Here is a 22,497-nt window from a genome sequence, read left to right as displayed (position 1 = left end):
GACACCGGCGCACTATCTGAATTGTGCAGCTCATGGATCGATCGGGTCCGGACCAGGACGTGCGGATAAGAGGGAATGCATGAGCAGCCGGAATGACAAGGGACTCCTGCTCCTCCTCGGCGACGCCATCGGCGAAACCCAGATCCTGGTCTCCAAGCAACTCGCCCTGTTCCAGGCCGAGATCGGGTCGGCGGTCAATCAGGTGGCGCGTCCGCTTGCCCTGTTCCTGATGGCGGCACTCTTCGTCCTGATCGGATTGTTCGTGCTCCTGGTCGCCTTCGTCAAAGGGCTGGCGCTCCTGATCGGTTCGGAGGCGATCGCGTCGCTGATCGTCGGCGGTGCCTTTGCCGCCGTGACGCTCGGTCTCTTCGCCTTCGGGTATCGGTTGATGTCCCTCTCGAACCTGGAGCCGATGCGGACGCGGCGCCAACTCGCACGGGACCGGGACGCCCTGAGAGCCCGCTGACGCCGAGCCAGCAGCCGCCTTCCGGTCTCCTCGCCGATCGACCTCCGGGCTCAGGCGGGGATTTCCTGTTTGTCGACCACCCTGCCCCGCTCGTCGAAGCGGTAGGCCAGCATCTGGGCCGTGGCGAGATGCACGTCGGCCACCTCGGCGGCGCTGATCCCGTCGAGATGCATGATCAGCGCCCGCAGCGAATTGCCATGCGCCACGAGAAGAACCCGCCTGCCCTCCCGGACCCGGGATTCGATCTCGTCCCGGTAATACGGCAGCATCCGGTCGGCGGTCATCGCCAGGCTCTCGCCGCCCGGCGGTATCGCATCGAAGGACTTGCGCCAGGCACGGACCTGCTCCACGCCCCAGCGTTCCTGGGATTCGCGCTTGTTCAACCCGGCGAGCTCGCCGTAATCGCGCTCGTTCAGCGCGGCGCTCCGGTGGACAGTGAGGTCGGGTTGCCCGAGGCCTGCCAGGATGAGAGCCATCGTGCGCCGGGCCCGCGTCAACTCGCTAATGAAGGCGAGATCGACGGCGAATCCGAGCTCTTTCAGCCGGCGCCCGGCGCTCTGCGCCTCGCTGACGCCGCGTTCCGTCAGATCGGGATCTCGGATGCCGGAGAAGAGGTCACGCTCGTTGTCGTGGCTCTGCCCGTGGCGGACGATGACGAGGGTTCGTTCGGGAAGGAGCATTCGGGGAGGGGCGTCCGCAGGAGGTCGGGCGAAGTCGGGGTGTGCGAAGTCAGGCGGCGGGTCAACGCCTGCGGCTGCCGGTCAACGCCTACGGCTGCCGCGCGGGCCGGTGACCACCGGGGTGTTGGCCCGGTTCTCGTCGAGGAGCTTGCGCCACCGGGTCAGACGTTCGGGATCGAGCGTGCCCTCCGCGACGGCGGCCTGCACGGCGCAGCCCGGCTCGTGGGCATGGGTGCAGTCCCGGAAGCGGCAGGAGGGGGCCAGCTCGACGATCTCGGCGAACAGCGTATCGATGCCCTCCGCGGCGTCGCTCACATGCAGCGTGCGCATCCCCGGCGTATCGATGACCCAGCCGCCGCCCGCGATGGCATGGAGGGAACGCGACGTGGTGGTGTGGCGCCCCTTGGCGTCGTGTTCGCGGATCCCGCCGGTCTCCTGGGGGAGGTCCTGGTCCGGGCCGGCGAGCGTGTTGACCAGGGTCGATTTCCCCACCCCCGATGAGCCGACGACCGCTACGGTCAGACCTTCGCCGCACCAGGGGGCGAGGAGCGTCACGGCGTCCGGAAGGCGCGGATTGACCGTGACGACGGCGAGGTCGCGCTGCAGGCCGGCGGCCTGCCGCCGGTAGCTCTCGGCATCGGGCGCCATATCGGCCTTGGTGAGGACGATCACCGGGTTCGTCCCGCCCTGATTGGCGAGCGCCAGGTAGCGCTCCAGCCGGGCGATGTTGAAATCGGCGTTGCACGACGTGACGACGAAGAGGGTATCGACATTGGCCGCCGCCAGCTGCAGCGGGCCTCCGCCTTCGTTGCGCCTTTGCAGCACGCTCCTGCGTGACAGACGGCGCTGCATCGTCCCGGTCTCGGGCTCGACCAGCACCCAATCGCCCACGGCGAAATCGCCGGTCTGGGTATGGACCGGAAGCACGAGCCCCACCGGCCCCGTGAGGGATAGGGCGGTCAGCCGGGAGCGGTGGACCGTCGCGATCCGCATGGGCACGAGACCGGCCTCGGCCGGTTCACGTTGCTCCTCGAAGAAGTCGGACCATCCGAGACGGGAGGGCCGCAGGGGATGGGAGTTGCTGAGATCATCGGTCACCGGTCAGCCATGACAGGGCCTTGGCGGATTGACCAGCGCCCCACCCGTCTTCCGGCGCCCTCCCCTTGCTCCGCGGCGGCAAGGTGACCGATCATCGAGGCAACGGATTCGGGAGAATGGATTCCAGGGATGGGTCAGACGATGTCGAAGCTCGAGGAGAAGCGCGAGGAGATCGCGGCCCTGATCGCATCGGAACTCGGTCTCGGCGATCTGACCGGATTGAGCGAGGCCGACCGCGCGGCCGTCGATCGCCAGACCTCGGAGGTGATCGAGGGCTGCGCCCTCGACACGGATGAGCCGGCCGATTGCGAGGAGGCGGGCACGCAGCTTCAGCAGCGGCTGCGAGAGTACCGCGCCCTGCTGGAGTTGCGGACGGACGAGGCGGATGCCCGGCTGGCCGAAGAGGGCGAGGTGTTCGGCCGCGAAGATGATGCGTGAATCCGGCCCCGCCGGCCCCGGCGGAATCGGAAGACTGCCCTTCGCCTATGTCCTTGAGGGAAGTCCGTTCGCGACGGCCCCGCCCGACGTGTCGAGCTTGGCCCGACACCCGACCGCGTAGACATTGGGCGGCCGGCTGCTGACCTCACGCTGCCAGCGGCAGGTTTGCGTGAGCCTCACATAGACATCCAGAACCGAGGCGTGATCGCCGAATTGCTGGCGGAGGCGGGCGACCCGGTAGACGCCCCGGCGCTCGCAGGGGCCGCAGGCGATGACAAGGTGCGAGGCCCTCACGTCGCAGAGGCGCTCCATGTCAGGCCACCGAACCGGGAGATAAGCCCCGGATCCTGCTCTGCGCCGGTGCGACGTTGCTGGTAGCTGCCTCCCCGCCGGCCATGTTCGTCGCTTCGGACGTAGCTAGGGCCGCAAGCCGCAGCAAAGGATCGGCCAGCATGGTGGACACTCCGCGCATAAGAACATATAGAGAACATAGAGTTCAAGCGCGGAGGTCAAGATGCGGACGGCCGACCTGTGGATATCGGGAAATCTCTCTCCCGCCGGCCTGCCCTCGGGCATGGCGAAGCGTGCGAATGCCGGTTCGGCGGCACGCGTGCCGTCACCCCGCACGAGCGGAGACCGGGCCATGCATTTCGACGTGCTGGAGGAGCGGGTCGGGCGCTGGGGCTGGTCACTGCGTGACGTTTACGGCCAGGAGGTCGCCCATTCTCCGATGCCGTATCCGAGCCGTGTCCAGGCCTCGGCGGCGGCCTTGGCCTTTTCCCAGCTCGTGGCTTACGCCGGCAAGCAGATGCGCCGGCCCTGAGGCCGGACGGCGAGTGTCTGCCGGGTGTGGATTCCCTCGCGCCTCGTGCGAGCGAATGACGGATCGACCCGTTCCCCTAACGGATACTGCCGCAGGGGAGCGAACCGATCCTGCCGGGGATCTCGAAAATCGTCCCGGATTGTAGTCCGGGACGACGTGTTACGAATTTATCAGTATATTGGCGGAGCCCACGATGGTCGCGGCCAGCATCACCGATGCAACGCCGACCATGATGTAGGAAAAGACTTTCAGCATCGATGCCAATGAACTGTCCTGACTGGGTTAGCAGCGGCTTCCGCCGGACGTCTGGCCGTATTGCATGACGTCGCGGGTCTGCTGGTTTGCGTTGCCCTCCGCGGCCGAACTCATCGGACAACCGAAGGACGCGGTGGCTCGACGATCGGCTCGGATCGCGTTGGTGGTCTCGACGTCGTAGGGAGCGAACGCCGTGTAACGCGAGGGACGCTCCATCGCCATCGTAGGCGAGATCGATGTCAGTCCCACGACGAGAGCAGTCGAGAGGGCGGCGATGTAAGACTTCATATGGGCAACGGCTTTCTTTTCTTGTGAAGCCTCCGTATCCCGGCTGCTTCTTCTGTGTGAAGCCAATATGAAGTAATAATTTCCTTTGTGGCGTGTCGGCACGCACGTGGTGCAGCGGATTAAAGATCCTGATCAAGCCTATGTGATCGATGTATGTGGCATTCCAGCATCGAATTATTTGATGGGACAATCAAATACAAAAGTGTTGGTTATATAATCCCTGAATAGTTTGGGAATGAGTGTCGCAGGGCCTGCGATGGCGGAAGTGGCTGTGACCAGGGCCTGATTTCGAGAATGGCCGTTCCGGTCTCGTCCATGCGAGTGCCATTCGGACGAGTTGTGCCGACGGCGTGTGGGCGGCTCTCTTCCCCCTCACGCCATCGTCCGCATCGGTTCGCGCGCCGGATCATCCCCGGTCGATCATCGGCGAAGAGCATCGCCTCGCTCGTCGATGATCCTCTGCCGGCCTGTGTCAGGTCGAGGGTGCGATACGGTCGAGCGCCGCCATCGTGTTGTCGGACAGGTCGAGTTCCACCGCGGCCATGTTCTCGCGCAGGTGCTCGACCGACGACGTGCCGGGGATCAGCAGGATGTTGGGAGAGCGGCGCAGGAGCCAGGCCAGCGCGACCTGCATGGGCGTCGCGCCGAGCCCCTCGGCAATCTCGTTCAGGGCCGCCGACTGGATCGGGCTGAAGCCGCCGAGCGGGAAGAACGGGACATAGGCGGTGCCGGATGCGGCGAGATCGTCGATCAGTGCGTCATCGGCTCGATGGACCAGATTGTACTGGTTCTGGACGCAGACGATCGTCGCGAGGGATCGGCTCTCCGCCACCTGCCGCGCCGTTACGTTGCTCAGCCCAATCCGGCGGACGAGGCCCTGTCGTTGGAGATCGGCGAGGATGGAGAGCGGCGCCTCGATGGAGCCTTCGGCCGGTCCATGCACGTCGAGCATGATGCGCAGGTTGACCACGTCGAGGGCGTCGACGCCGAGGTTGCGCAGGTTGTCATGGACGGCGCTCGTGAGCTCCGCTGCGGAGAAAGCGGGATTCCAGGAGGCGTCCGCACCGCGCCTGGCTCCGATCTTGGTGACGATCATGAGGTCGTCCGGATAGGGGTGGAGCGCTTCGCGGATGATCTGGTTGGTGACGTGCGGTCCGTAGAAATCGCTGGTGTCGATGTGGTTGACGCCGCGCTCGACCGCTTCGCGCAGCACTGCGATGGCGGCGGCCCGGTCCTTCGGAGGACCGAAAACGCCCGGCCCCGCCAATTGCATCGCGCCGTAGCCCAGGCGCTTCACGGTGCGGTCTCCGAGGGCGTAGGTCCCAGCCTGTCCGATCTTGGTCATGCGACTCTCCTGTAGGATGACCAGGACTGTAATGCCTCATGGATTGCGTGATAATGCGCCCTTATCCGCACGGGATGTGCGAAAAGGCGAACAATGGCGACCGATCTCGGGGATTTGGCGGCGTTCGTCGCCGTTGCGGAAGCCGGCGGGTTTCGCGACGGCGCACGGGCGAGCGGCGCGAGCGCATCCGGCTTGAGCGAGGCGGTCCGCCGGCTGGAAGCCAGGCTGGGCGTCCGGCTCCTCAACCGGACGACCCGCAGCGTCGCGCCGACCGAAGCGGGCGCACGCCTCCTCGAACGATTGATGCCGGCCTTAAACGAGTTGGATGCCGCGCTGGACGTCGTCAACGGCTTTCGCGATCGTCCGGCCGGCACGCTCAGGCTCAACGTGCCGGTCAGCGCCGCGCGGCTCGTGTTGCCGCGGATCGTGCCGCCCTTCCTGGCGGCCTATCCCGATATCAGGCTCGACATCGTGGCCGAGGACGGTTTCGTGGATGTGCTGGCCGCTGGATGTGACGCCGGGATCCGCTACGACGAGCGGCTCGAACAGGACATGATCGCGGTTCCGATCGGGCCGCGCCGGCAGCGCTTCGCCACGGCCGCCTCCCCGTCCTATCTCGATCGTCACGGGCGTCCCGCCCATCCGAGAGACCTGCTGAGTCACGCCTGCCTCGGCGGCCGTTTCGCGAGTGGCGCGACGACGGCGTGGGAATTCGAGCGTGAGGGTGAGGTCGTTCGCATCGACCCCAGCGGTCCCCTCATCGTCCGGGTCGGGGCCGCCACCGACCTCGCGGTGGATGCCGCCATTGCGGGGACCGGGATCATTACCCTGTTCGAGGATTGGCTACGCCCGCATCTCGAGAGCGGGGTTCTGGAGCCCGTGCTGGAGCCATGGTGGCAATCGTTCTCCGGCCCGTTCCTGTATTATCCGGGCCGGCGCTACCTTCCCGCGCCGCTGAGGGCCTTCGTCGACTTCATCGGCGCGCATCGCGATCCTCGCTGATCTCGCCGCGCGACCGAGCGCCTCGTCGTCTGCTCAGAGGCCGAAGTTTCGGCTCAGGACGATCATCAGTTCCGTCTGGCTCGCCGTATCCGTCTTGACGAAGATCTTCTTCAGATGGGTCCGGGTGGTATGGATCGACATGCCGAGCCTGTCCGCGCATTCGCCGGTGCTGTGGCCGGCCAGCAGGCTGTGGCAGAGCTCGGCTTCCCGTGGCGTCAGCCCGTACAACGTTTTCAGGATGTCACCGGCGAGTTCCCGGCTGTCATCGAGGTCCGTGATCGTCAGAATGGCGCGGCAGCCGTCGAAATACTCCAGCCCCGCCTTGCGCAGGGGCTGAACCCGGAGAGTGAGAGGCCGCTTGGCCTCCCGGTGGATGACGATCGGCGCGGAGGCGAGTGAGACAGCTTGCGGATCGGACCAGATGGCGGCGGTGATATGCGCGCGAAGCCGGGCCGTGGCCTGAGCATCGGAGGGAACGACGAGTTCCCCGAGCCGCACAGCCAGATCGGGGCCGAACAGGCGTTCCGCGCCGCTGCTCACCCGCAGAACCCGTCCCGTCCTGTCGAGGAGCACGCTAGGATTGCGGACCGTTTCCAGGGCGTCGGCGATGCCCGTGAGACGCGCCTCGCCGAGGCTGTGGGCCAGTTGGGCGGCCCGGTTGAGGGGGGCAATGAGGCGCCGCAAGGCGATCTGCTCATCCAAGGTGTAGGGCCCCTGTTGGATGGTCCGCTGCATCATCATCACCCAAGCATCATCGCCCGCCTGGACCATCAGTCCGGCGGACCATTGAAAGCCGTGGCTGCGCAAGTAGTCGGCGTAGAACGCTTCGGATCGCATTGCCTCCGGCGTCGCGTAGTCCTGATCGACGAACATGCCTGTCTTGAGAAGCTTGGGGACGCCTCTCACGCGGTAATCGTTCTTCGACCAGCCGTCGCGAAAATAGCCGTCGGCCACCGCTTCGAGACTGGCGCTCATCGGCAGGCCGGGTACGCGTCCCTTCAACGGGATGGCGACGACCCCTCTCGCGCCCGTGGAAGTCGCGATTTTGGCGACTGCTTTGTCCCAGTCATGAGACTGAAGCGCGGATGTGACGAGCGAGTTTTCGATGTCCTGCAAAGTCTCGTCGTCGAGGAACATCTTGATCCTTCAGCGGCGTCGAACGCTCCCGCGTAAAGCGATGCACTCTCGGCTGAGGAAAAATAACTCGGCTGAACTAAATTGAAAAGACCTTGATATGTTTTTGTTGGATGAGGTGCCTATTTTATAAATAAGCCTTACTGTGATTGCGCTTTCTAGAAATATTATAATATTTTCTAATATTTATAAATATATAGAGCGTTTGCAGAGCTATCGGTTGGTCACAGATTCTGTCCTGCATAGAACAATCGGCGGTCAATAGTTGCAAGCACGCTGCAAGGCGGGGGAGCTGGATCCCTTCGATCATCGCCACGCCGCTCGCTTCGCCGCGCCTGGGCTTGCCGCTCCATCGCCGGCATCAGGCCGGCTCGTAGGCAGGCGCCGACAATCGAGTGCTGTCCGAAGCCGTTTCCTGTGAAAGCGCACCCAGAGGGCCGGCATGAAGCCGGGTGATCAGCCGTGCCATGTCCTCAGGCAGGTCGGCAGCGCTTTCGAGGCCGAAGGCGAGATCGAGGCCGGGTATCATGCTGCGTAGGAAGGCCTGGGACGTCTCCGCGCCGGGGCGGGGAAGCTCCGCCCCCCTGGGCGGGATGTGCAGGACGGGCGTGCCGAGGGTCGTTGTGGGGAGAGCGAGCATGGCTTCCACGGGGTGCGCGACGCGCCTTGCGCAATCCCGCCGCCACCGGACCGGGGCGGCCTATCTCGTAAGGCTGCCCAAGCTAGACCATACTGGTTGAACCGTAGCTGAAGGGAGCCGGTGGCCTTGCCGCTCCATCGTGGTTCTGCCGTCCAACGAGGGCGAGCGGCTGAGATGAGGGGATGCCATTCCGGAATTCCGGGAACAGGACGACGGATTCCGCGAAGCTGCCGCCGATCCGGGATCAGGATCAGATGTAGTGGCGGAAGACGACCTGGCTCTGAGAGTCCTTCGCCTTGCCGCGTTCACATCCGTCGACCGGAGGCCGAGCCTGGATCAGCGATGCCGGCAGGACCAGCGTGACGAGCGCGAGCAGCCAGCGGAAGGGACGTGCAACTGTCATGTCGGATTCCTGGGACTGGGTCGCGGTCGGATCGTCACCTTGAGATCATGCGCCTGTGGCGGCTGAATGGTTCATGGCTGGCCGCGATCCGTTTCGCTGTGCCGGCGCGCACATCGGCTTGGCCGTTCTAAGACAGAAACGGCTTCAGCAGCGGTGCGGTCGCCGCGCCCAAGGCGCCGAGCGCGATGAAGAGCCGCCAGACGTGAAGATCCGTGATCATGGAAGCCTCGATCTTGCCGCCGTTCGGCGCGTGAATGCCACATCATGGCGGCGATACGTTGCGGCGTGGTTTCGAGACAGGGTGAACGATGTCTTCTACCCTTCCGAGGCCATGGCGCCTCGGTCCCCGCCTCCCCGGGGAGCCCAGGGCGATCCCCAGACCGGGCGGTTTCATGCCGCCGGGTGTCGGCGCGTGACTTTTATGAAATCGGGCTCCCGCCCCGTTCCGCGTGATCCTGATCGTCAGCGGGAGGCCCGTCAGGTGTCCTAGACCACGAGGATATCTTGGAATGTCAGGACTGGACGCGAGGTGAGGAGGGCGAACTGGAGGGCGTCGGCCGATCCGCTGCCGTCCGCGTCGTAGGAGACGGCGCCCGTCCGCGAATCGTAGAGGATCCGGTCGTCCGCATCGAGGATGGCACCGGCCGCGCCGAGATCCTTGAAGGCACCCGCCGCCAGGGTTCCGGTCTTGGTCAGTGCCGTGAAGATTCCGTTCTCGAGTCGGAGCGTGTCGTCGATGGTGGCGAAGTCGACGATGCTGTCGACATTGCCCGAGCCGAGCGCCGTTTTGAAGAAGAAGATGTCGGCACCGGCTCCGCCCTTCAGGATGTCGTCGCCCAGACCGCCATTGAGCATGTTGGCACCGCTATTGCTGGTGAGCGTGTTGGCGAGGGCGTTGCCGTTGCCGTTGATGTCCGCGCTGCCGGTGAGGAGAAGGTTCTCGAGCTCGTTGCCGAGGCTGAACGCCACCGAACTCCGCACGAGATCGATGCCGCCCCCCGCCACCTCGAAGATCTTGTCGCCACCATCGGTGATGTAGGTGTCGTTGCCCAATCCACCGGTGAGCCTGTCGGTACCGGTCCCGCCATTGAGGACGTTGGCGGCATCGTTGCCCAGGAGCACGTTGTCGAGGGCGTTGCCCGTCGCCTTGATCGCCCCCGTTCCGGTGAGGGTGAGGTTCTCCAGATTTCCGCCAAGGGTCAGGGTCGCCGAACTCCGGACGAGGTCGGTTCCGGCGCCGAGCGCCTCGACGATCGTGTCGCCGCCATCGGTGACGTAGGTGTCGTTGCCGAGGCCGCCGATGAGGGTGTCGTTCCTGGCCGATCCGATGATGGTGACACCAGCGGTCAGGCCGGCATTGGAAACCAGCACCGAATCCGTGCCGGTGACGCGGCTGGTGAAGTCGATCGTACCGCCCGCACCCCGTAGGGAGATTTCGAGCCGTGTGGTGGTCGCCGTGCTGTCGATGAGGCTGGCGAAGGACGAAAGCTGGGCTGTCGTGGCGAAGACTGACGTGGTGTCCAGTGTCTCGACCCCTGTGAAGCTGGCATCTCCCAGGTCGAAGGCGTCTGTCACAATGTCCGTTCCGATGCCTCCTTCAACGGTCACGCCGCCGCCATAACCGGTCATGAGCCGGAACGTGTCGTTACCGGCTCCGCCATCGAGTCTGTCCACGCTGCCGTTATCATAAAGTGTGATCGTATCGTCACCCTTACCGCCGGAGACGATATCATTGCCCTCGCCGCCGTCGAGGATGTCGTTGCCGGCTCCGCCACTGAGGGTGTCGTCGCCCGAACCGCCGGTGAGAGTGTTGGCGCCGGTATTGCCGATGAGGATCTCGTTACCTGCAGTCCCTGAAATCGAGATCGGCGATGCGCCGAGGGCGGTGATCTTCGTGGTCACCCCGTCTGCGAGGAGGGTGATGCCGGTAACGCTGGAGGGGGAGCTGAAACGAAGGTCGTCGACCGTCACGGTAGCCGTCTCATTCCCGCCATATGCAGCGGAGGCCGCGATCGTATCTCCGGGATCCGAAGCCGCGATGGCATCGGCGATCGTTGCGTAGGTGCCCGGAACGTTGCGCGTCGCCGTGATGGTCATCTTCCCCTGGAAAGGCGTCGTGACCGTCTCGAATCTCGAACATCACGGCGGTCATTCGTTTGCCCGGCGCGGTTAGAGCACCTGATTGCATGCCGCACATCCCCCAAACGGAGTATGTCGAGTCAACGATTCGCTTGTGGACTGTGCTGGTGGGCTCAAGCCATGATAAGCCATGCCTTAAAATCAAGCATTTCGGCATTCATGCGGAGTCCGCCGCGGCCGGCCCATCGATGCGGACTACATAATGATGTCGATCTTCGTCATAACGTGTGCTGGATCTGGTTTAGACGATGCCAATGACCGTCAGTTCCGAAGTCCTGATCGACCATATCTACGAAGCCGCCGTCATTCCGGAGATGTGGCCCAGTGTACTGGCCGAACTGGTGCGGGTCGGTGAGGGGCAAGGCGCGCTTTTGTTCACGACGGTGGGCAGCGAGTTCCGCTACGTCACGTCCCCGGGCTTCGAGGCGGGGATCGCCGAATATGTCGCCGGGGGCTGGCCGGCGCGGACCGACAGGCCGGCGCGGTTGTTCGCCAGGGAACATGCCGGCTTCCTCACCGACTTCGACGTCTACACCGCCGCCGAGATGGAGGCGGAGCCGGTCTTCCGGGACTTTCTGCGGCCGAGGGGCCTGGGTTGGGGCGTCGCCAGCGCCATCGCGGTGCCGAGCGGGGATCGGCTCATCTTCAACGTAGAGCGGGAATTCGCGCGCGGTCCCGTCCCCGGCGAGATCGTCGCCCGCCTCGATGCCCTGCGCCCTCACCTCGCCCGGGCCGCCACCATGTCGGCGCGGCTGCGGCTGCAGACCGTCAGGGTGGCGGCGCAGGTGCTCGATGTCGTCGACATTCCCGCCGCGATCCTCGGCAGGCACTCCCAGATCCTGGCCATCAATGCCGGCTGCGCGGCGTTCCTCGGAAGCACCATCCGGGAGGCGCATCGCCTGACCCTGTCCAACCCGGAGGCGGACCGCCTGCTGGAGCGGGCCCTCGAAGGACTGGCAACGGAGCGGCGGACCTCGATCCGGTCCATCCCGATCCCGGCCACGGACGAGCGCGGCCCGGTGATCCTGCATCTCCTGCCGATCCGACGGGCGGCGGCGGACCTGTTCAACGCCGCCTCCGCCATCGCGATCTTCACGCCCGTGGCGCAAGGCGCCGCGCCCGACCTCACTGTTTTGTCCGGCCTGTTCGACCTGACCGTGGCCGAAGCGCGGGTGGCGCGCGAGATCGCCCTATGCAGGACGGTGGAGGACATCGCCCTGCGGACCGGCGTCGCCACCAGCACGGTCCGGACGCAGCTGCGATCCGTCCTGTCCAAGACCGGAACCAACCGCCAAGCCGAACTCGTCGGGCTCCTCGCGGGAACGACCCCGCGGGACTGGCGGACATCGTAAGACGATCGGACGAGCCGATCCGTGTCCTGTTGTCCCGTGGAGTTGCCTGTATGAAAAGCGCCGCCCGCTCGGGTTCGTCGGATCGCCATGACCAATCCTGACCCGCTGCGTCTCGTCGATGCCTGCTACGCGGCCGCCCTCGATGCCTCGCTTTGGCCGGGAGTTCTCGAGCAGGTAAGCGCCTGTCTCGGAGCGCGGGGGACGGTGATCGTCTCCTACGATCCTCGCCGGACGGCGGACACACTCCATTCGGACAGCCTGCGGGAGGTGCACGACGCGTATAGCGGCGGGTGGTGGGAGCATGACAGCCGTATAGCCCGCGCGCGGGGGCTCGGGATGCGGCCCGGCCTCGTGGTGGCGGATGCGATGCTGTTCACGCCGGAGGACAAGCGCAAGGATCCCTTCTTTCAGGATTTCTGCGCCAAGCACGGGCTCGACGAACTCGTGGCCTTCTTCGCCCCCGATCCCGGCGGCGGACTGATGACGGTGAGCGCCCTGCGCGAGGCCGGCAAAGGCTACTTCGAAGCCGGGGAGATCGGCCTGCTCACGCTGTTGGGGCCGCATGTCGCGCGGGCCTTCGACCTCACGGCGCGGCTCGGCGTCGCCCACCGGCAGGCGGCCGATCTCGGCTCGGCCCTGGCGCGGGCGGAGATCGGCGTCGTCCTGCTCGATCGGGGTGGCGCCGTGCGGTTCGTCAATCCCGGCTCCGAGAGGATGGTTGCCGGTTGCCTGAAGATCGCCCTGGGCCAGCCCGTGAGGACCGTTGTGGCGGCCGATGGCCCGCGACTCGACCGTCTCGTCGCCTCCGCCCTGGCCGAGGGCAGGTTCTGCGCCGCCGAGCCCATCATCCTGCGTTCGTCGGACGGGTCCCCCTGGCTGCTGGCGGAGGCGATGCCCCTGCGCACCGGTGAACCCGGTCTCGAATTGATCAGCTCGGCCAAGGGCGGGGTCCTGCTCCTGCTCCATCCCGTCACGCCGCCAGTGTTGGTTTCCGTCGCCCCGCAGCTCGAGCAACTGGGCCTGACGCGGATGCAGGCTCTTGTGGCGATGGAGATCGGCCGGGGAAGCTCGCCCCGGGAGGCGGCGGAATTGCTCGCGGTCCGGGAGGGCACGGTGCGGGTTCACCTGAAAGCGATCTTCGGCAAGCTCGGCGTCAGGCGTCAGAGCGAACTCGCCATCATCGTCGCGCGCCTCGATGCCATCCTGAGCCGACGGCGCGAGCGCGAAGCCGATACCAAACCCTGAACGGTGCAGGCGTCACCCAGTATCATGAACGCAAAAAGCCGCCCGAAGGCGGCTTCTCGCGGAGACCTTGGTCTCGCTCTATCGGTGGGAAGCGTAGACGCTTCCGGCCGACTTAGTTGAAGGTGTCGATCTCAGCCGACTCGTAGCTGGTGACTTCCATGCCGACACACACTTCCTGAACGACGGGGGCAGTCCAAGCCATGATATTTCTCCTGCGTTGCAAGTCTTCTTTAGAAGACATCTCAGATGCGCGGCACGACCGCGCTTGAGCAATACCTATTGTCCGCCCTGCCCCATAGCAAGCAGAAAGACGGAAATATTCTGCAGGATTCCCTTAGTTTTCTCTCATGGAAAAGAGGGGGAAGCCGCATGCGGACGGACCGCTTCCGTCATGTCCGGGCGAAGGCCGCGGCCTCTTTCACCTGATTCTCGTCGGGAGTTCGGCCCGTATAGAGAACGAACTGCTCGAGAGCCTGCAGTACCACCACGTCGTGGCCGGTGATGACGCGCTTTCCCATGCTTTCGGCCGCCCGTAGGAAGGGCGTCGCCGAAGGCAGCGCCACCACGTCGAAGGCGACGATGCAGGCAGCGATCTGAGGGGGCGGAAAGGCGAGGGTTTCGGCCTCCGGCCCTTCCATACCGAGGGGTGTGACGTTGATGAGGAGCGGGGCCTGCGCCTCGCCGATCTCGGGGCGCCAGCCATAGCCATGGCTTTCCGCCAGGGCGCGCCCGGCCGGTTCATTACGGGCGACGACCGTACCATCCACGAAGCCCGCATCGCGCAGGGCTGAGACGACGGCCTTGGCCATCCCGCCGGACCCGCGCAGGAGGAACGGTGTCTGCGGATCGATGCCGTGCTTCTCGATGAGCAGGCGGACCGCGATGTAATCGGTATTGTAGCCGGTGAGGCAGCCGGCCTCGTTCACCACCGTGTTGACGCTGTCGATGGCCGCGGCCGAAGCTTCGAGGCGATCGAGAAGCGGGATCACGGTCTCCTTGAACGGCATCGAGACGGCGCAGCCACGAATGCCCAGAGCCCGTATGCCGCCGATCGCAGCCGGCAGGTCGGTCGTGGTGAAGGCCTTGTAGACGTAGTCGAGCCCCATGAGCTCGTAGAGCCGGTTGTGGAAACGCGACCCGAAATGACCCGGCCGTCCCGACAGGGACATGCAGAGCGTGGTCTCGCGTCCGATCGGGGGCTTCATCGCGGTCTCCGGTCGCTCGGAGACGCGGCATGCCCCGCACTCCGGCACCGGAGCGATATCACGTCCCGCGATACGTCGCGCCCGTCAGGCCTTGCGGTTGCGCCCGTCGTCCAGGATCGCCTCGGCGTGGTACCAGCCGTCGCAGAAATCCATCCTCGGCAGTTCCATGGGGCGCGAGATGCGTGAAGCGAGGTCCACCACGGCGTTGCTGCCCATGCGTGTGCCTGTCGAATGGGCACGCGCCGATGCTGCAACCTTCCTGGGCACGAAAGCAAAGATTTCGGCTGAATTCCGAGGTGAGCTCAAAGTCATGATCCAACGTCTCCAAAAGCTGCTGGGCCTTCATGCCCCCGACGTCTCGTTATGATATGAGCGGTATCTGATATTTGCACTGGCTAAACGTGAGAAAGGCACGCTATGCCGGTAATTCGAGCATGCCTGAATTTGTTTCATGCGTGAATGTATGGTGCGCTGCCGCCGCCGGACTCCTCTTTCGCTCCTGCTCATGCCGATGACGGACGGCTTTGTGGCGATTGTGCTTCGTCATCGGCGCGCTGCCCTCGAGCAGCCGAGCGTATCGTCTTGCTCCCATGTGAGGGCGGATCAAATCCAGACCTCCCGCGCATCAGGTCGTTCGGAACCATGACGGCGTAAATATCTTGATCAAGCCTAGCAAGCGCACGCCGATATCATCGCTTAACTTGGGTCAAGCTTTGCCGTGTGCGCATGGATGCGGGAGAACGATCCGGTCCATATTGTGTCCGCCGGATCGATCCCGTTTGGCCTGTCACGACGTCATTCAAACAAGGAGGAACGAGCCATGGGTCTTTTCAGCAAGGACATCCAGACTCTCGACGATCTGTTCGTCCATACCCTGCAGGACATTTATTACGCCGAGAACCAGATCACCAAGGCGCTGCCGAAGATGATCGCCAAGGCGACCGATCCCGAACTCAAGAGTGGGTTCGAGAAGCACCTTTCGGAAACTGAGGGTCAGATCAAGCGGCTGGAGCAGGTGTTTCAGATGCATGGTCATACGCCGAAGGCAGTGACTTGCCCGGCCATCGACGGGATTATCAAGGAGACCAACGAGGTCTCCGGAGAGATCGGCGACAAGCAGGTCCTCGATGCCGCCCTCATCGCCTCCGCACAGGCGGTGGAGCATTACGAGATCACGCGCTACGGCACCCTCGTCGCCTGGGCCAAGCAGCTCGGCCGGGACGATTGCGCCAGCGTGCTGCAGCAGACCCTGAACGAGGAGCGCGCCACCGACGAACGCCTGACGCGGATGGCCGAGAGCCAGGTCAACCGCCGCGCCGCCTGACCCGAGAACGCCGCCCTCCCCGGTCGGAGGGCGGCCCGTCCGTCAGGTTGGGAAGAATTGGTTGGCTGGGCGCGGCAGGCCGAGATGGTCGCGCAGGGTCGTGCCTTCGTATTCGGTGCGGAACAGGCCCCGGCGCTGGAGTTCGGGCACCAGGGTATCGACCACGTCGTCAAGGCCTTCCGGCACGAAGGGGAACATGACGTTGAACCCGTCGCAGGCCCGCGTCACGAGCCATTCCTCCATCTGGTCGGCCACCTCGGCCGGCGTCCCCACCATGGTGAGCCCGCCATAGCCGCCGACACGCTGGGCGAGTTCGCGCACCGTGGCCCCGGTCTTCCGGGCATAGCCGACGATCTGGGCTTGGGCGCTCTTGCTGGCATTGGTCTCCGGGAGATCGGGCAGGGGCGCGTCGAGGTCGAACTCCGAAGCATCGACGCCGAGGCGCACCGAGAGGTTGGCGATGCCGCTGTCCGTGGGCACGAGCGCATCGAGCTGGGCCTTCTTGGCCTCGGCTTCGTCGCGCGTCTCGCCGAGGACGATGAAGGCGCCGGGCAGGATCTTGAGATGGTCGGGATCGCGGCCGGCGGCGGGCATCCTGCCTTTCACGTCGGCGTAGAATTCCTGGGCGGCGGCGAGTTTCGAACCGGCGCCGAACACCATTTCGGCGGTCTCGGCGGCGATCTGGCGGCCGGCTTCCGATGCCCCCGCTTGCACGATCACCGGCCAGCCCTGGACGGGGCGGGCGATGTTGAGCGGCCCCTTCACTTTCAGGAACTCGCCGGCATGGTCGAGGACATGGAGCTTGTCGGGATCGAAATAGACCCCCTCCTCCACGTCGCGGATGAAGGCGTCGTCGGCCCAGGAATCCCACAGGCCGGTGACCACATCGAAGAATTCCCGCGCGCGGGCATACCGGACCGCGTGGTCGAGATGGGCGTCCCGGCCGAAATTCAGGGCCTCGTCCGGGTTGCCGGAGGTGACGAGGTTCCAGCCGGCGCGGCCATTCGAGATATGGTCGAGGGAGGCGAACTTCCGGGCCACATGGTACGGCTCGTTATAGGTCGTGGAGGCCGTGGCGATGAGCCCGATCCGCTCGGTGACGGCAGCGAGCGCCGGCAGCAGGGTCATCGGGTCGAAGGACGTCACGGTGGCGCTGCGCTTCAGCGCGGCCATGGGCATGTTCATCACCGCCAGATGGTCGGCCATGAAGAACGCATCGAACTTGGCTGCCTCCAGGCGCTGGGCGAAGCGCTTGAGATGGGGAAAGCTGAAATTCGCGTCCGGATATCCACCGGGATAGCGCCACCAGGCGGTGTGGATGCCGATCGGCCGCATGAAGGCGCCGAGATGGAGGCGACGAGGCTGGGTCATCCGAGGCTATCTCCGTCCGGTGCGTGAAAGCACGACTTCGGAATAGAGCAGCGGAGAGAGAAAAGGCTCCCGGATTTCGAGGGAAATGGCCGGGAAAATCTCAGCGCCGGTTCGCCGTCACGGGCGTCGTTCCCGCCACAGGATGGCGGCCCGGCGGGCGACGTCCCGCATCCGCCGGTCGAGGGCGGGATAGCGGCGGAGGGTCGAGACCAGCCGTGCCCGCGCCGCGCTCTTCAGGCCACGCCAGCCGAGGGAAACGGTGAAATCGACCAGCGGCAGGGGCTCGACGTTGAAACGGCGCTTGTAATCGTAATCGCCGATGCTGAAGTCGAACGAGCGGCAACCCTCTTGATGGAGCGCTTCCATGGTCTTGTCGATGACGAGGCGCCCGGGCGAGCAATGGGACCATTCCCCCCCGGCATTGCTGATGCGGATCATGACGTAGGTGTCGGCATTGCGGATGCCGAGCAACGCCGCGACGACCTCGTCGCCCGATGTCAAGGCGCTGACGACGGCGTAGCCGTAGCCGAGGCCCCGTCCGACGAGGCGACGGTAGAAGGCGTCGAACTCGGCCTCGTCGAGGCGGTAATCGGCGCCGATGCTGCGCATGCGCGCCTCCTGCTGGCGCGCCATCACCTCGAGAACCCGCTGGGCCTCGCCCTGGTCGGTGACGATGCGGAAGGCCGTCTCGGGCTCGCGGGAAAACACCCTCCAGCTTCGCTCCAGCTCCTTGCGTACGGTCTTGGCGAGGCTGCGATGATAGGCCTCCCAATCCTCGCCCGTCCTGACCTCGTTGCCGTTGAGCGGGCACGGGAACACACCCCTGAGGAGGGACAGCGGATTGGGCCCGTCGGCGAAGGTCGCCGGCATCTTGCGGAGGGAGAGAAGGTCGGCGCGGGGCAGCGCAGAGCGGATCGCCTGCCATAGCTCCAGGGCGCCGGCATGGTCCCTCGGAGCCGCTGGGCCGAGGAGCGGCGCGTTGTAATCGGTGAGGCCGAGATCGGCGAAGGCGATGATGCGGCGGGGCCCCGTCTCGTCGATCACGAGGGGAAGATGCAGCGCGAGCGCGCCCGTCGCCCTGTCCCGCGCCGTCACCAGGAGGGGCGTCAGCCCCGCGCGGGCTTGGAGCGATTCATACCAGGTCTCGATCCAGACCGGATCCTGAAACGGCGTTGGCGCACCCGTCCATCCAGACACGCACTCCGTCCAGTCGGATGCGATCGCCACATCATAGCTCCGCGCTCCGGAGGCGCCGGTTCCCGATGGCGCGATGCTCCGGCGATGGGCCGGCAGCGCCGTCCCGCTCACGCCGGAGCGGAGAGTTCGAGGATCTGGCCCGGTCGGGCCGCATCGAGGCGGAAATCGACGGCACGGCGGGCCGCGCGCTCCTTCTTCACCCAATCACTGTTGCGCAGCAGCTTCTGCATCACCGCCTTGGACCAGTAGCCCGGCCCGGTGATGGCGTGGCTCGCCGGCTCGCGGCCGAAGCGATGGCGCAGCATGCCGTTGGCGAGGTTGACGATCTGCTTGCGGCGGATCGGCTCGTCCACGAAGGAGACCGTCATCGACACGTTGAGGCAGTCGAGATTCTCGACCCGGTGCGGGGCATTGAGCGGCCAGCTCAGCATCTGGCCGGGCGACAGCTCCATCACCTGGGCATGAGAATCGTACCAGGGCGCATAGGGCATATCGACCTCCACATCGAAGAGGGCGATGTCCTCAAGATGCTTCGGCGTCACGAAGGGCGGGGTCGAGGGATAGACGTAGACTCGCTTGGCGCCGATGATCTGCCACAGGTGCTGCCCCGGCAGGTCGGCATGATAATAGACCTGGGCGTTGGGCGACGAGATCAGGATGCCGCAGGTGGATTTCGCCGGAGAGAAGCCGGATACTCGCTGGGCCAACTCCTCGAACATGGCGTCGAGCGTGTCGCGGTAGCGCCGGTCCACGGTCTCGACATTGCGCAGGTTGAGCCACATCCGCCCCTGGGCGATGGACTCGATCACCTGCGCGCCGGGAAGTCCCCCGGTCTCGCCCTCACGCCAGAACTTGCGCTGTCCGGCGGCTCCCATATGGACGAGGCTGTACTGGCCGCTTGGATAGGTGTCGATCAGATCGGCCAAGGCCTCCCGCGAGAACAGGGGAGACTGGTGCAGCCGATGCTCGAGCCGCAGCGGCTGATGCCCCCAAAGGGCGCTGTGGGGCTCGTCCCAGGAGGTGAAGATCGGGTCGTTCATGGCTACGGTCAATCCGTATCGTGTCCCGCTGTTCTTCAGATGAGGTGGGTCGGTCCCCCTGCGGGACAGGGCCGATCCATTTCCGGACATCATATCCGACGTTGATGAAATCTTTGCATTCTCGGTGCCGACGGAAAAAGATTCCTGCGTGGGCCGCGTGAATACGGTGTCATGCTCTTCGTAGAAGGGCCGTCGGCGGGTGGATCGAACGTTTCAAACTGCTCGGCCGAAAGTCTTTCGCAAGCGACGGCCTGCTAGGACAGGCCGGTCACGTCCTTCTCCGGAACCTCACCGCATGACGCAACGCCCTGGACCGGGAGAGACGAAGGCGCCCTCCCCCTGGCTGCATCTCGTCGGTACGGGGCATCCGCCCTGCGGGGTCGGCGATTTCGCCGGACAGTTGATCGAGGCCCTCAGGCGTCAGGGTCAGCCACAGGAGACCCTCCCCTTGGAGCCGGGCCGCGTGCCGCTCGGCGAAATCTGGCGCGCCGTGGGGAATGCCCGCGCCGTCATCGCCAATCTGCCGCTGGTGCCCTGGAAGCGGGCGCTGATCGGCCCCCCTTCGGCCTTCGCCATCGCGTTCCTGCGGCGTCGGCGACGGGTCGCGATCCTGCATGAATGGGGTAGCATGCACCGCCTGCGCCGGCTCGTCCTCCGGCCGCTTCTCCTCTTCGCGGACACGATCGTCCTCCTGTCGCCCCAGGTCCGGGACGAGCTCGCCGCCGATCCTGTGATCGGCCGTCTCGCGCGGCGGGCGGTGATGATGCCCCTGCCCCCGAACATCACGCGGCCCGAAACCACCGTGCCGAGCGCCCTGTCCGCGCGGATGCGCGCCGCCCGGGAGGGAGGGCGTCTGGTGGTCGGTCATTTCGGCTCGATCTATCCGGGCAAGCAGCCGGAGGCGATCCTCGACATTGCCGCCACCCTGAAGGCGCGCGGCGCCGACCCGCTCGTCGTCTTCATCGGTTCGTTCATCCGCGCCTCCGACGGGATCGAAGAGATATTCCGGGCCAAGGTCGCGGCGCTCGACCTCTCCGAGACGGTGGTGGTCTCCGGCTATGTCGCCTCGCCGGAGGAGCTGTTCGGCCTGTTCCACGAAGTGGACGCCTTCGTCTACGTCCTCCCCGAGGGGCTCACCGCGCGCCGCGCCAGCATCCTGGCCTGCGTCCAGGCCGGCCGGCCGGTCATCGTTACCGAGCCGGTGCGCGCGGACGAATTCGATCACCATCCGCGCTTCCAGGCGCTCCTGTCCGGTGGGGCCATCGTCCTCGCCCCGGGCGGAGCCGGACCCGAGGCCTATGTCGACCTCGCCCTTGCAGCGTCGACACGGCCGACGCTGCCCCCCGCCATCGATCGCCAAGTCTGGTTCGCCGATGCCGCCGGCAGCCTGAGGGACGCCCTCGGCCGAGGCGCGACCAAGCTTGGGAGGTGTGAATCTTGGGAGGTGTGAACTTTGCCCTCTCCCTGGGATCGACGGGCTGAAGAGGCATGCCATGACCCAATCTGATCCAGGCACCGTGCCGTATGAGAACAAGACCGGCTGGTCCGCGCATTGGGCGGTCGGAGGGCTGGTCGTCGGCTGCGTCGCGACCCTGCTCTGGTTCGGCGCGCTGATGACTCTCGGCGGCTGGGCCGTCGGCATCATCGAGTTCTGAGACTGCCGGACAGGGCGTCCCACTTTCGGGATGAGACGCCCCCGGGCGTTTCACGCGCTGCGGAAACGGGCGAGGTAGCGCAGACCGAAGACGGAGATCAGGAAGGTGACCCAGACCGGGTCTCCTCCATCGAAGAAGAAGCTCTCCATGCAGGAGAGCAGCAGGCCGAAGAGCCAGACCTGCACGAACATCGTCACCAGCGGGTCGGCCCGGCCGTTCGCCTCGATCCTCATCACGTCCCGCAGGGGGGCGGCGACGAAGATCGCGAGTACCAGGACCAGCCCGGGCAGGCCAAGGGTGACGGCGGTGTCGAGGTAGCTGTTGTGGCTGTGCGAGGCGTATCCGGCCCAGCTCGACCCGTCATCGGACGCGGCGCGCACGGTGACGTTGTTCCAGAATGCCGAGAAGCCGTAGCCGGTGAGCGGACGTGCCGTGAGGGCCTCGATGGCGAACTGCCACACATCGGTCCGGCCGGTGAAGGTGGAATCCACGGGCAGAGCCCGCACGATGGCGGCCAGGGGCTCGCTCACCACCGTGCCGACGCTGAATAGGTTGATCGTGAAGAGCGGAACCAGCGTGAGGAGGATTCGGCCCGCGAGCGAACGGATGACGCCGAACAGGCCCGTGATCGCCAGCGAAGCCACCAGGAGCGCCGTCGCGCTCTTGCCTTCCGAGCCGAGGAGGAACAGCCCCGACAGGGCGACGATGACGAGGCCCACCGTCACGAGCCCCGAACGCGCCACGGCGATGCCGATGAAGACCAGCATGGCCATGACCGCCGCCGCACTGTTCTTATGGCCGAACACGCCGCGCCAATTGCCCGCGAGCATGGGCTCGCCCACGTCCTTCGCCTGATGGATGGCAAGGTCCGGCGCGAGCAGCATGCCGAGATAGCAGGCGCCCAGCAGCAGCAGGGAGGCGATGGCGAGGAGGTTGCGCAGATCGTTCCGCGACCGCGCCAGCAAGGGCAGGCAGGCGGCCGCCAGCATCACGGAGCCCGCCAGGGTCAGGCGCTTGACCGACGTCATGGGATCCTGTGACAGAACGACATTGACGGCGAGCCAAGCTCCGAGCGCCAGGAACCAGGGCGAGGCGAAGCCGCGCAAGGCTTTGGCGTGAGCCGGGAGAGTCAGGGCGAGGCACAGCAGCGCGAAAAGGCCGAAGCTCGCATAGGTGAGCCCCTCCCGCCCCGTGGCGAGTTCCAGAACGTCCGGATTGCTGAGATCCTGGAACGGTTTGAGAGAGATCCAGCTGAGGAGCAGGACAGCGAGGAAGACGACCTTCCGCGCGATGAGGATGGCGGGCGTGTCAGCGAGTACCGCCTGCAGGCGGCGCCATCCCCCGGGCGCTGCCTCCGATGCCGGCACTCCGATCGCCCCCGTCTTCATCGACGCGCC

General features: G+C 65.7%; 25 protein-coding genes. 9 read left to right on the top strand and 16 right to left on the bottom strand.

Features of this window, described 5'->3' with window-relative positions; translation table 11 throughout:
• The first annotated feature begins 79 nt into the window (after positions 1-79).
• Positions 80-466: a phage holin family protein gene (locus RQI43_RS05455; protein WP_311274488.1), complete on the top strand. Its 387-nt coding sequence runs from the start codon at positions 80-82 to the stop codon at positions 464-466.
• A 50-nt stretch (positions 467-516) separates the two neighbouring features.
• On the opposite strand, the gene RQI43_RS05450 is transcribed toward RQI43_RS05455, so the two are convergent.
• Together RQI43_RS05450 and rsgA are read right to left on the bottom strand one after the other, a co-directional pair.
• The gene (locus RQI43_RS05450) at positions 517-1,146 is read right to left on the bottom strand and encodes a 2,3-bisphosphoglycerate-dependent phosphoglycerate mutase (protein ID WP_311274487.1); all 630 of its coding nucleotides are present in this window, start codon (positions 1,144-1,146) and stop codon (positions 517-519) included.
• Between the two features lie 81 nt (positions 1,147-1,227).
• Positions 1,228-2,244, bottom strand: coding sequence for a ribosome small subunit-dependent GTPase A (rsgA, locus tag RQI43_RS05445; protein ID WP_311274486.1), 1,017 nt, complete (start codon positions 2,242-2,244; stop codon positions 1,228-1,230).
• Positions 2,245-2,385: 141 nt separating this feature from the next.
• Between rsgA and RQI43_RS05440 the strand changes: the two genes are divergently transcribed.
• Entirely contained in the window at positions 2,386-2,682 is a 297-nt protein-coding gene (locus tag RQI43_RS05440) for a hypothetical protein (RefSeq protein WP_244477941.1), read from the top strand.
• 45 nt (positions 2,683-2,727) lie between these two features.
• On the opposite strand, the gene RQI43_RS05435 is transcribed toward RQI43_RS05440, so the two are convergent.
• Positions 2,728-2,994: a hypothetical protein gene (locus RQI43_RS05435; protein WP_311274485.1), complete on the bottom strand. Its 267-nt coding sequence runs from the start codon at positions 2,992-2,994 to the stop codon at positions 2,728-2,730.
• A gap of 202 nt (positions 2,995-3,196) precedes the next feature.
• Here RQI43_RS05435 and RQI43_RS05430 point away from each other — a divergent pair, with 202 nt between their 5' ends.
• Positions 3,197-3,505 carry a hypothetical protein gene (locus RQI43_RS05430; RefSeq protein WP_311274484.1) on the top strand — a complete coding sequence of 103 codons (309 nt, stop codon included), beginning with the start codon at positions 3,197-3,199 and terminating at the stop codon, positions 3,503-3,505.
• 282 nt (positions 3,506-3,787) lie between these two features.
• Here the strand turns inward: RQI43_RS05430 and RQI43_RS05425 are convergent, their stop codons facing one another.
• Both RQI43_RS05425 and RQI43_RS05420 read right to left on the bottom strand, forming a co-directional pair.
• Entirely contained in the window at positions 3,788-4,048 is a 261-nt protein-coding gene (locus tag RQI43_RS05425) for a hypothetical protein (protein ID WP_311274483.1), read from the bottom strand.
• Between the two features lie 472 nt (positions 4,049-4,520).
• Positions 4,521-5,393 carry an aldo/keto reductase family oxidoreductase gene (locus tag RQI43_RS05420; protein WP_056434135.1) on the bottom strand — a complete coding sequence of 291 codons (873 nt, stop codon included), beginning with the start codon at positions 5,391-5,393 and terminating at the stop codon, positions 4,521-4,523.
• A 93-nt stretch (positions 5,394-5,486) separates the two neighbouring features.
• Here RQI43_RS05420 and RQI43_RS05415 point away from each other — a divergent pair, with 93 nt between their 5' ends.
• The gene (locus RQI43_RS05415; RefSeq protein WP_311274482.1) at positions 5,487-6,395 is read left to right on the top strand and encodes a LysR family transcriptional regulator; all 909 of its coding nucleotides are present in this window, start codon (positions 5,487-5,489) and stop codon (positions 6,393-6,395) included.
• A 33-nt stretch (positions 6,396-6,428) separates the two neighbouring features.
• On the opposite strand, the gene RQI43_RS05410 is transcribed toward RQI43_RS05415, so the two are convergent.
• The 4 genes from RQI43_RS05410 to RQI43_RS05395 all read right to left on the bottom strand — a co-directional run bounded on the left by RQI43_RS05410 (position 6,429) and on the right by RQI43_RS05395 (position 10,669).
• Positions 6,429-7,532, bottom strand: coding sequence for a helix-turn-helix transcriptional regulator (locus RQI43_RS05410; protein WP_311274481.1), 1,104 nt, complete (start codon positions 7,530-7,532; stop codon positions 6,429-6,431).
• Between the two features lie 358 nt (positions 7,533-7,890).
• A complete protein-coding gene (locus RQI43_RS05405; RefSeq protein WP_311274480.1) occupies positions 7,891-8,169 on the bottom strand; it encodes a hypothetical protein in 279 nt (92 codons plus the stop codon).
• A gap of 250 nt (positions 8,170-8,419) precedes the next feature.
• Positions 8,420-8,572 carry a hypothetical protein gene (locus RQI43_RS05400; protein WP_311274479.1) on the bottom strand — a complete coding sequence of 51 codons (153 nt, stop codon included), beginning with the start codon at positions 8,570-8,572 and terminating at the stop codon, positions 8,420-8,422.
• Positions 8,573-9,058: 486 nt separating this feature from the next.
• Positions 9,059-10,669: a calcium-binding protein gene (locus tag RQI43_RS05395; protein WP_311274478.1), complete on the bottom strand. Its 1,611-nt coding sequence runs from the start codon at positions 10,667-10,669 to the stop codon at positions 9,059-9,061.
• A 296-nt stretch (positions 10,670-10,965) separates the two neighbouring features.
• On the opposite strand from RQI43_RS05395, the gene RQI43_RS05390 reads away from it, so the two are divergent.
• Both RQI43_RS05390 and RQI43_RS05385 read left to right on the top strand, forming a co-directional pair.
• Positions 10,966-12,063, top strand: coding sequence for a helix-turn-helix transcriptional regulator (locus RQI43_RS05390; RefSeq protein WP_311274477.1), 1,098 nt, complete (start codon positions 10,966-10,968; stop codon positions 12,061-12,063).
• An 87-nt stretch (positions 12,064-12,150) separates the two neighbouring features.
• A complete protein-coding gene (locus tag RQI43_RS05385) occupies positions 12,151-13,308 on the top strand; it encodes a LuxR C-terminal-related transcriptional regulator (RefSeq protein WP_311274476.1) in 1,158 nt (385 codons plus the stop codon).
• A 112-nt stretch (positions 13,309-13,420) separates the two neighbouring features.
• Here the strand turns inward: RQI43_RS05385 and pqqA are convergent, their stop codons facing one another.
• The 3 genes from pqqA to RQI43_RS05370 all read right to left on the bottom strand — a co-directional run bounded on the left by pqqA (position 13,421) and on the right by RQI43_RS05370 (position 14,729).
• Entirely contained in the window at positions 13,421-13,510 is a 90-nt protein-coding gene (gene pqqA / locus RQI43_RS05380) for a pyrroloquinoline quinone precursor peptide PqqA (RefSeq protein ID WP_018043773.1), read from the bottom strand.
• Between the two features lie 187 nt (positions 13,511-13,697).
• On the bottom strand, positions 13,698-14,513 hold the full coding sequence (locus tag RQI43_RS05375) for a shikimate 5-dehydrogenase (protein ID WP_311274475.1): 816 nt from the start codon (positions 14,511-14,513) through the stop codon (positions 13,698-13,700).
• Positions 14,514-14,597: 84 nt separating this feature from the next.
• Positions 14,598-14,729, bottom strand: coding sequence for a DUF2735 domain-containing protein (locus RQI43_RS05370; RefSeq protein ID WP_244477938.1), 132 nt, complete (start codon positions 14,727-14,729; stop codon positions 14,598-14,600).
• Positions 14,730-15,333: 604 nt separating this feature from the next.
• Here RQI43_RS05370 and RQI43_RS05365 point away from each other — a divergent pair.
• Positions 15,334-15,837, top strand: coding sequence for a ferritin-like domain-containing protein (locus RQI43_RS05365; protein ID WP_056434120.1), 504 nt, complete (start codon positions 15,334-15,336; stop codon positions 15,835-15,837).
• Between the two features lie 42 nt (positions 15,838-15,879).
• Here RQI43_RS05365 and RQI43_RS05360 read toward each other — a convergent pair whose 3' ends face one another.
• From RQI43_RS05360 to RQI43_RS05350, 3 genes are all read right to left on the bottom strand, one after another.
• Positions 15,880-17,208 (bottom strand): LLM class flavin-dependent oxidoreductase, encoded by a 1,329-nt coding sequence (locus RQI43_RS05360; protein ID WP_311274474.1) that lies wholly within the window; start codon positions 17,206-17,208, stop codon positions 15,880-15,882.
• Between the two features lie 117 nt (positions 17,209-17,325).
• On the bottom strand, positions 17,326-18,435 hold the full coding sequence (locus RQI43_RS05355) for a GNAT family N-acetyltransferase (RefSeq protein WP_311274473.1): 1,110 nt from the start codon (positions 18,433-18,435) through the stop codon (positions 17,326-17,328).
• Positions 18,436-18,512: 77 nt separating this feature from the next.
• Positions 18,513-19,445 carry a hypothetical protein gene (locus RQI43_RS05350; RefSeq protein ID WP_311274472.1) on the bottom strand — a complete coding sequence of 311 codons (933 nt, stop codon included), beginning with the start codon at positions 19,443-19,445 and terminating at the stop codon, positions 18,513-18,515.
• A gap of 295 nt (positions 19,446-19,740) precedes the next feature.
• On the opposite strand from RQI43_RS05350, the gene RQI43_RS05345 reads away from it, so the two are divergent.
• A complete protein-coding gene (locus tag RQI43_RS05345; RefSeq protein ID WP_311274471.1) occupies positions 19,741-20,895 on the top strand; it encodes a hypothetical protein in 1,155 nt (384 codons plus the stop codon).
• Between the two features lie 43 nt (positions 20,896-20,938).
• Positions 20,939-21,100 (top strand): hypothetical protein, encoded by a 162-nt coding sequence (locus RQI43_RS05340; RefSeq protein ID WP_207411328.1) that lies wholly within the window; start codon positions 20,939-20,941, stop codon positions 21,098-21,100.
• A gap of 50 nt (positions 21,101-21,150) precedes the next feature.
• On the opposite strand, the gene RQI43_RS05335 is transcribed toward RQI43_RS05340, so the two are convergent.
• Entirely contained in the window at positions 21,151-22,488 is a 1,338-nt protein-coding gene (locus RQI43_RS05335) for an O-antigen ligase (protein ID WP_207411329.1), read from the bottom strand.
• Between the last annotated feature and the right edge of the window lie 9 nt (positions 22,489-22,497).

The sequence above is a fragment of the Methylobacterium sp. WCS2018Hpa-22 genome (assembly GCF_031843785.1).
In the GTDB taxonomy this organism is placed as follows: domain Bacteria; phylum Pseudomonadota; class Alphaproteobacteria; order Rhizobiales; family Beijerinckiaceae; genus Methylobacterium.
Note: the sequence above shows the minus strand (reverse complement) of the source record. Positions and strands in the feature narration are given on the sequence as shown.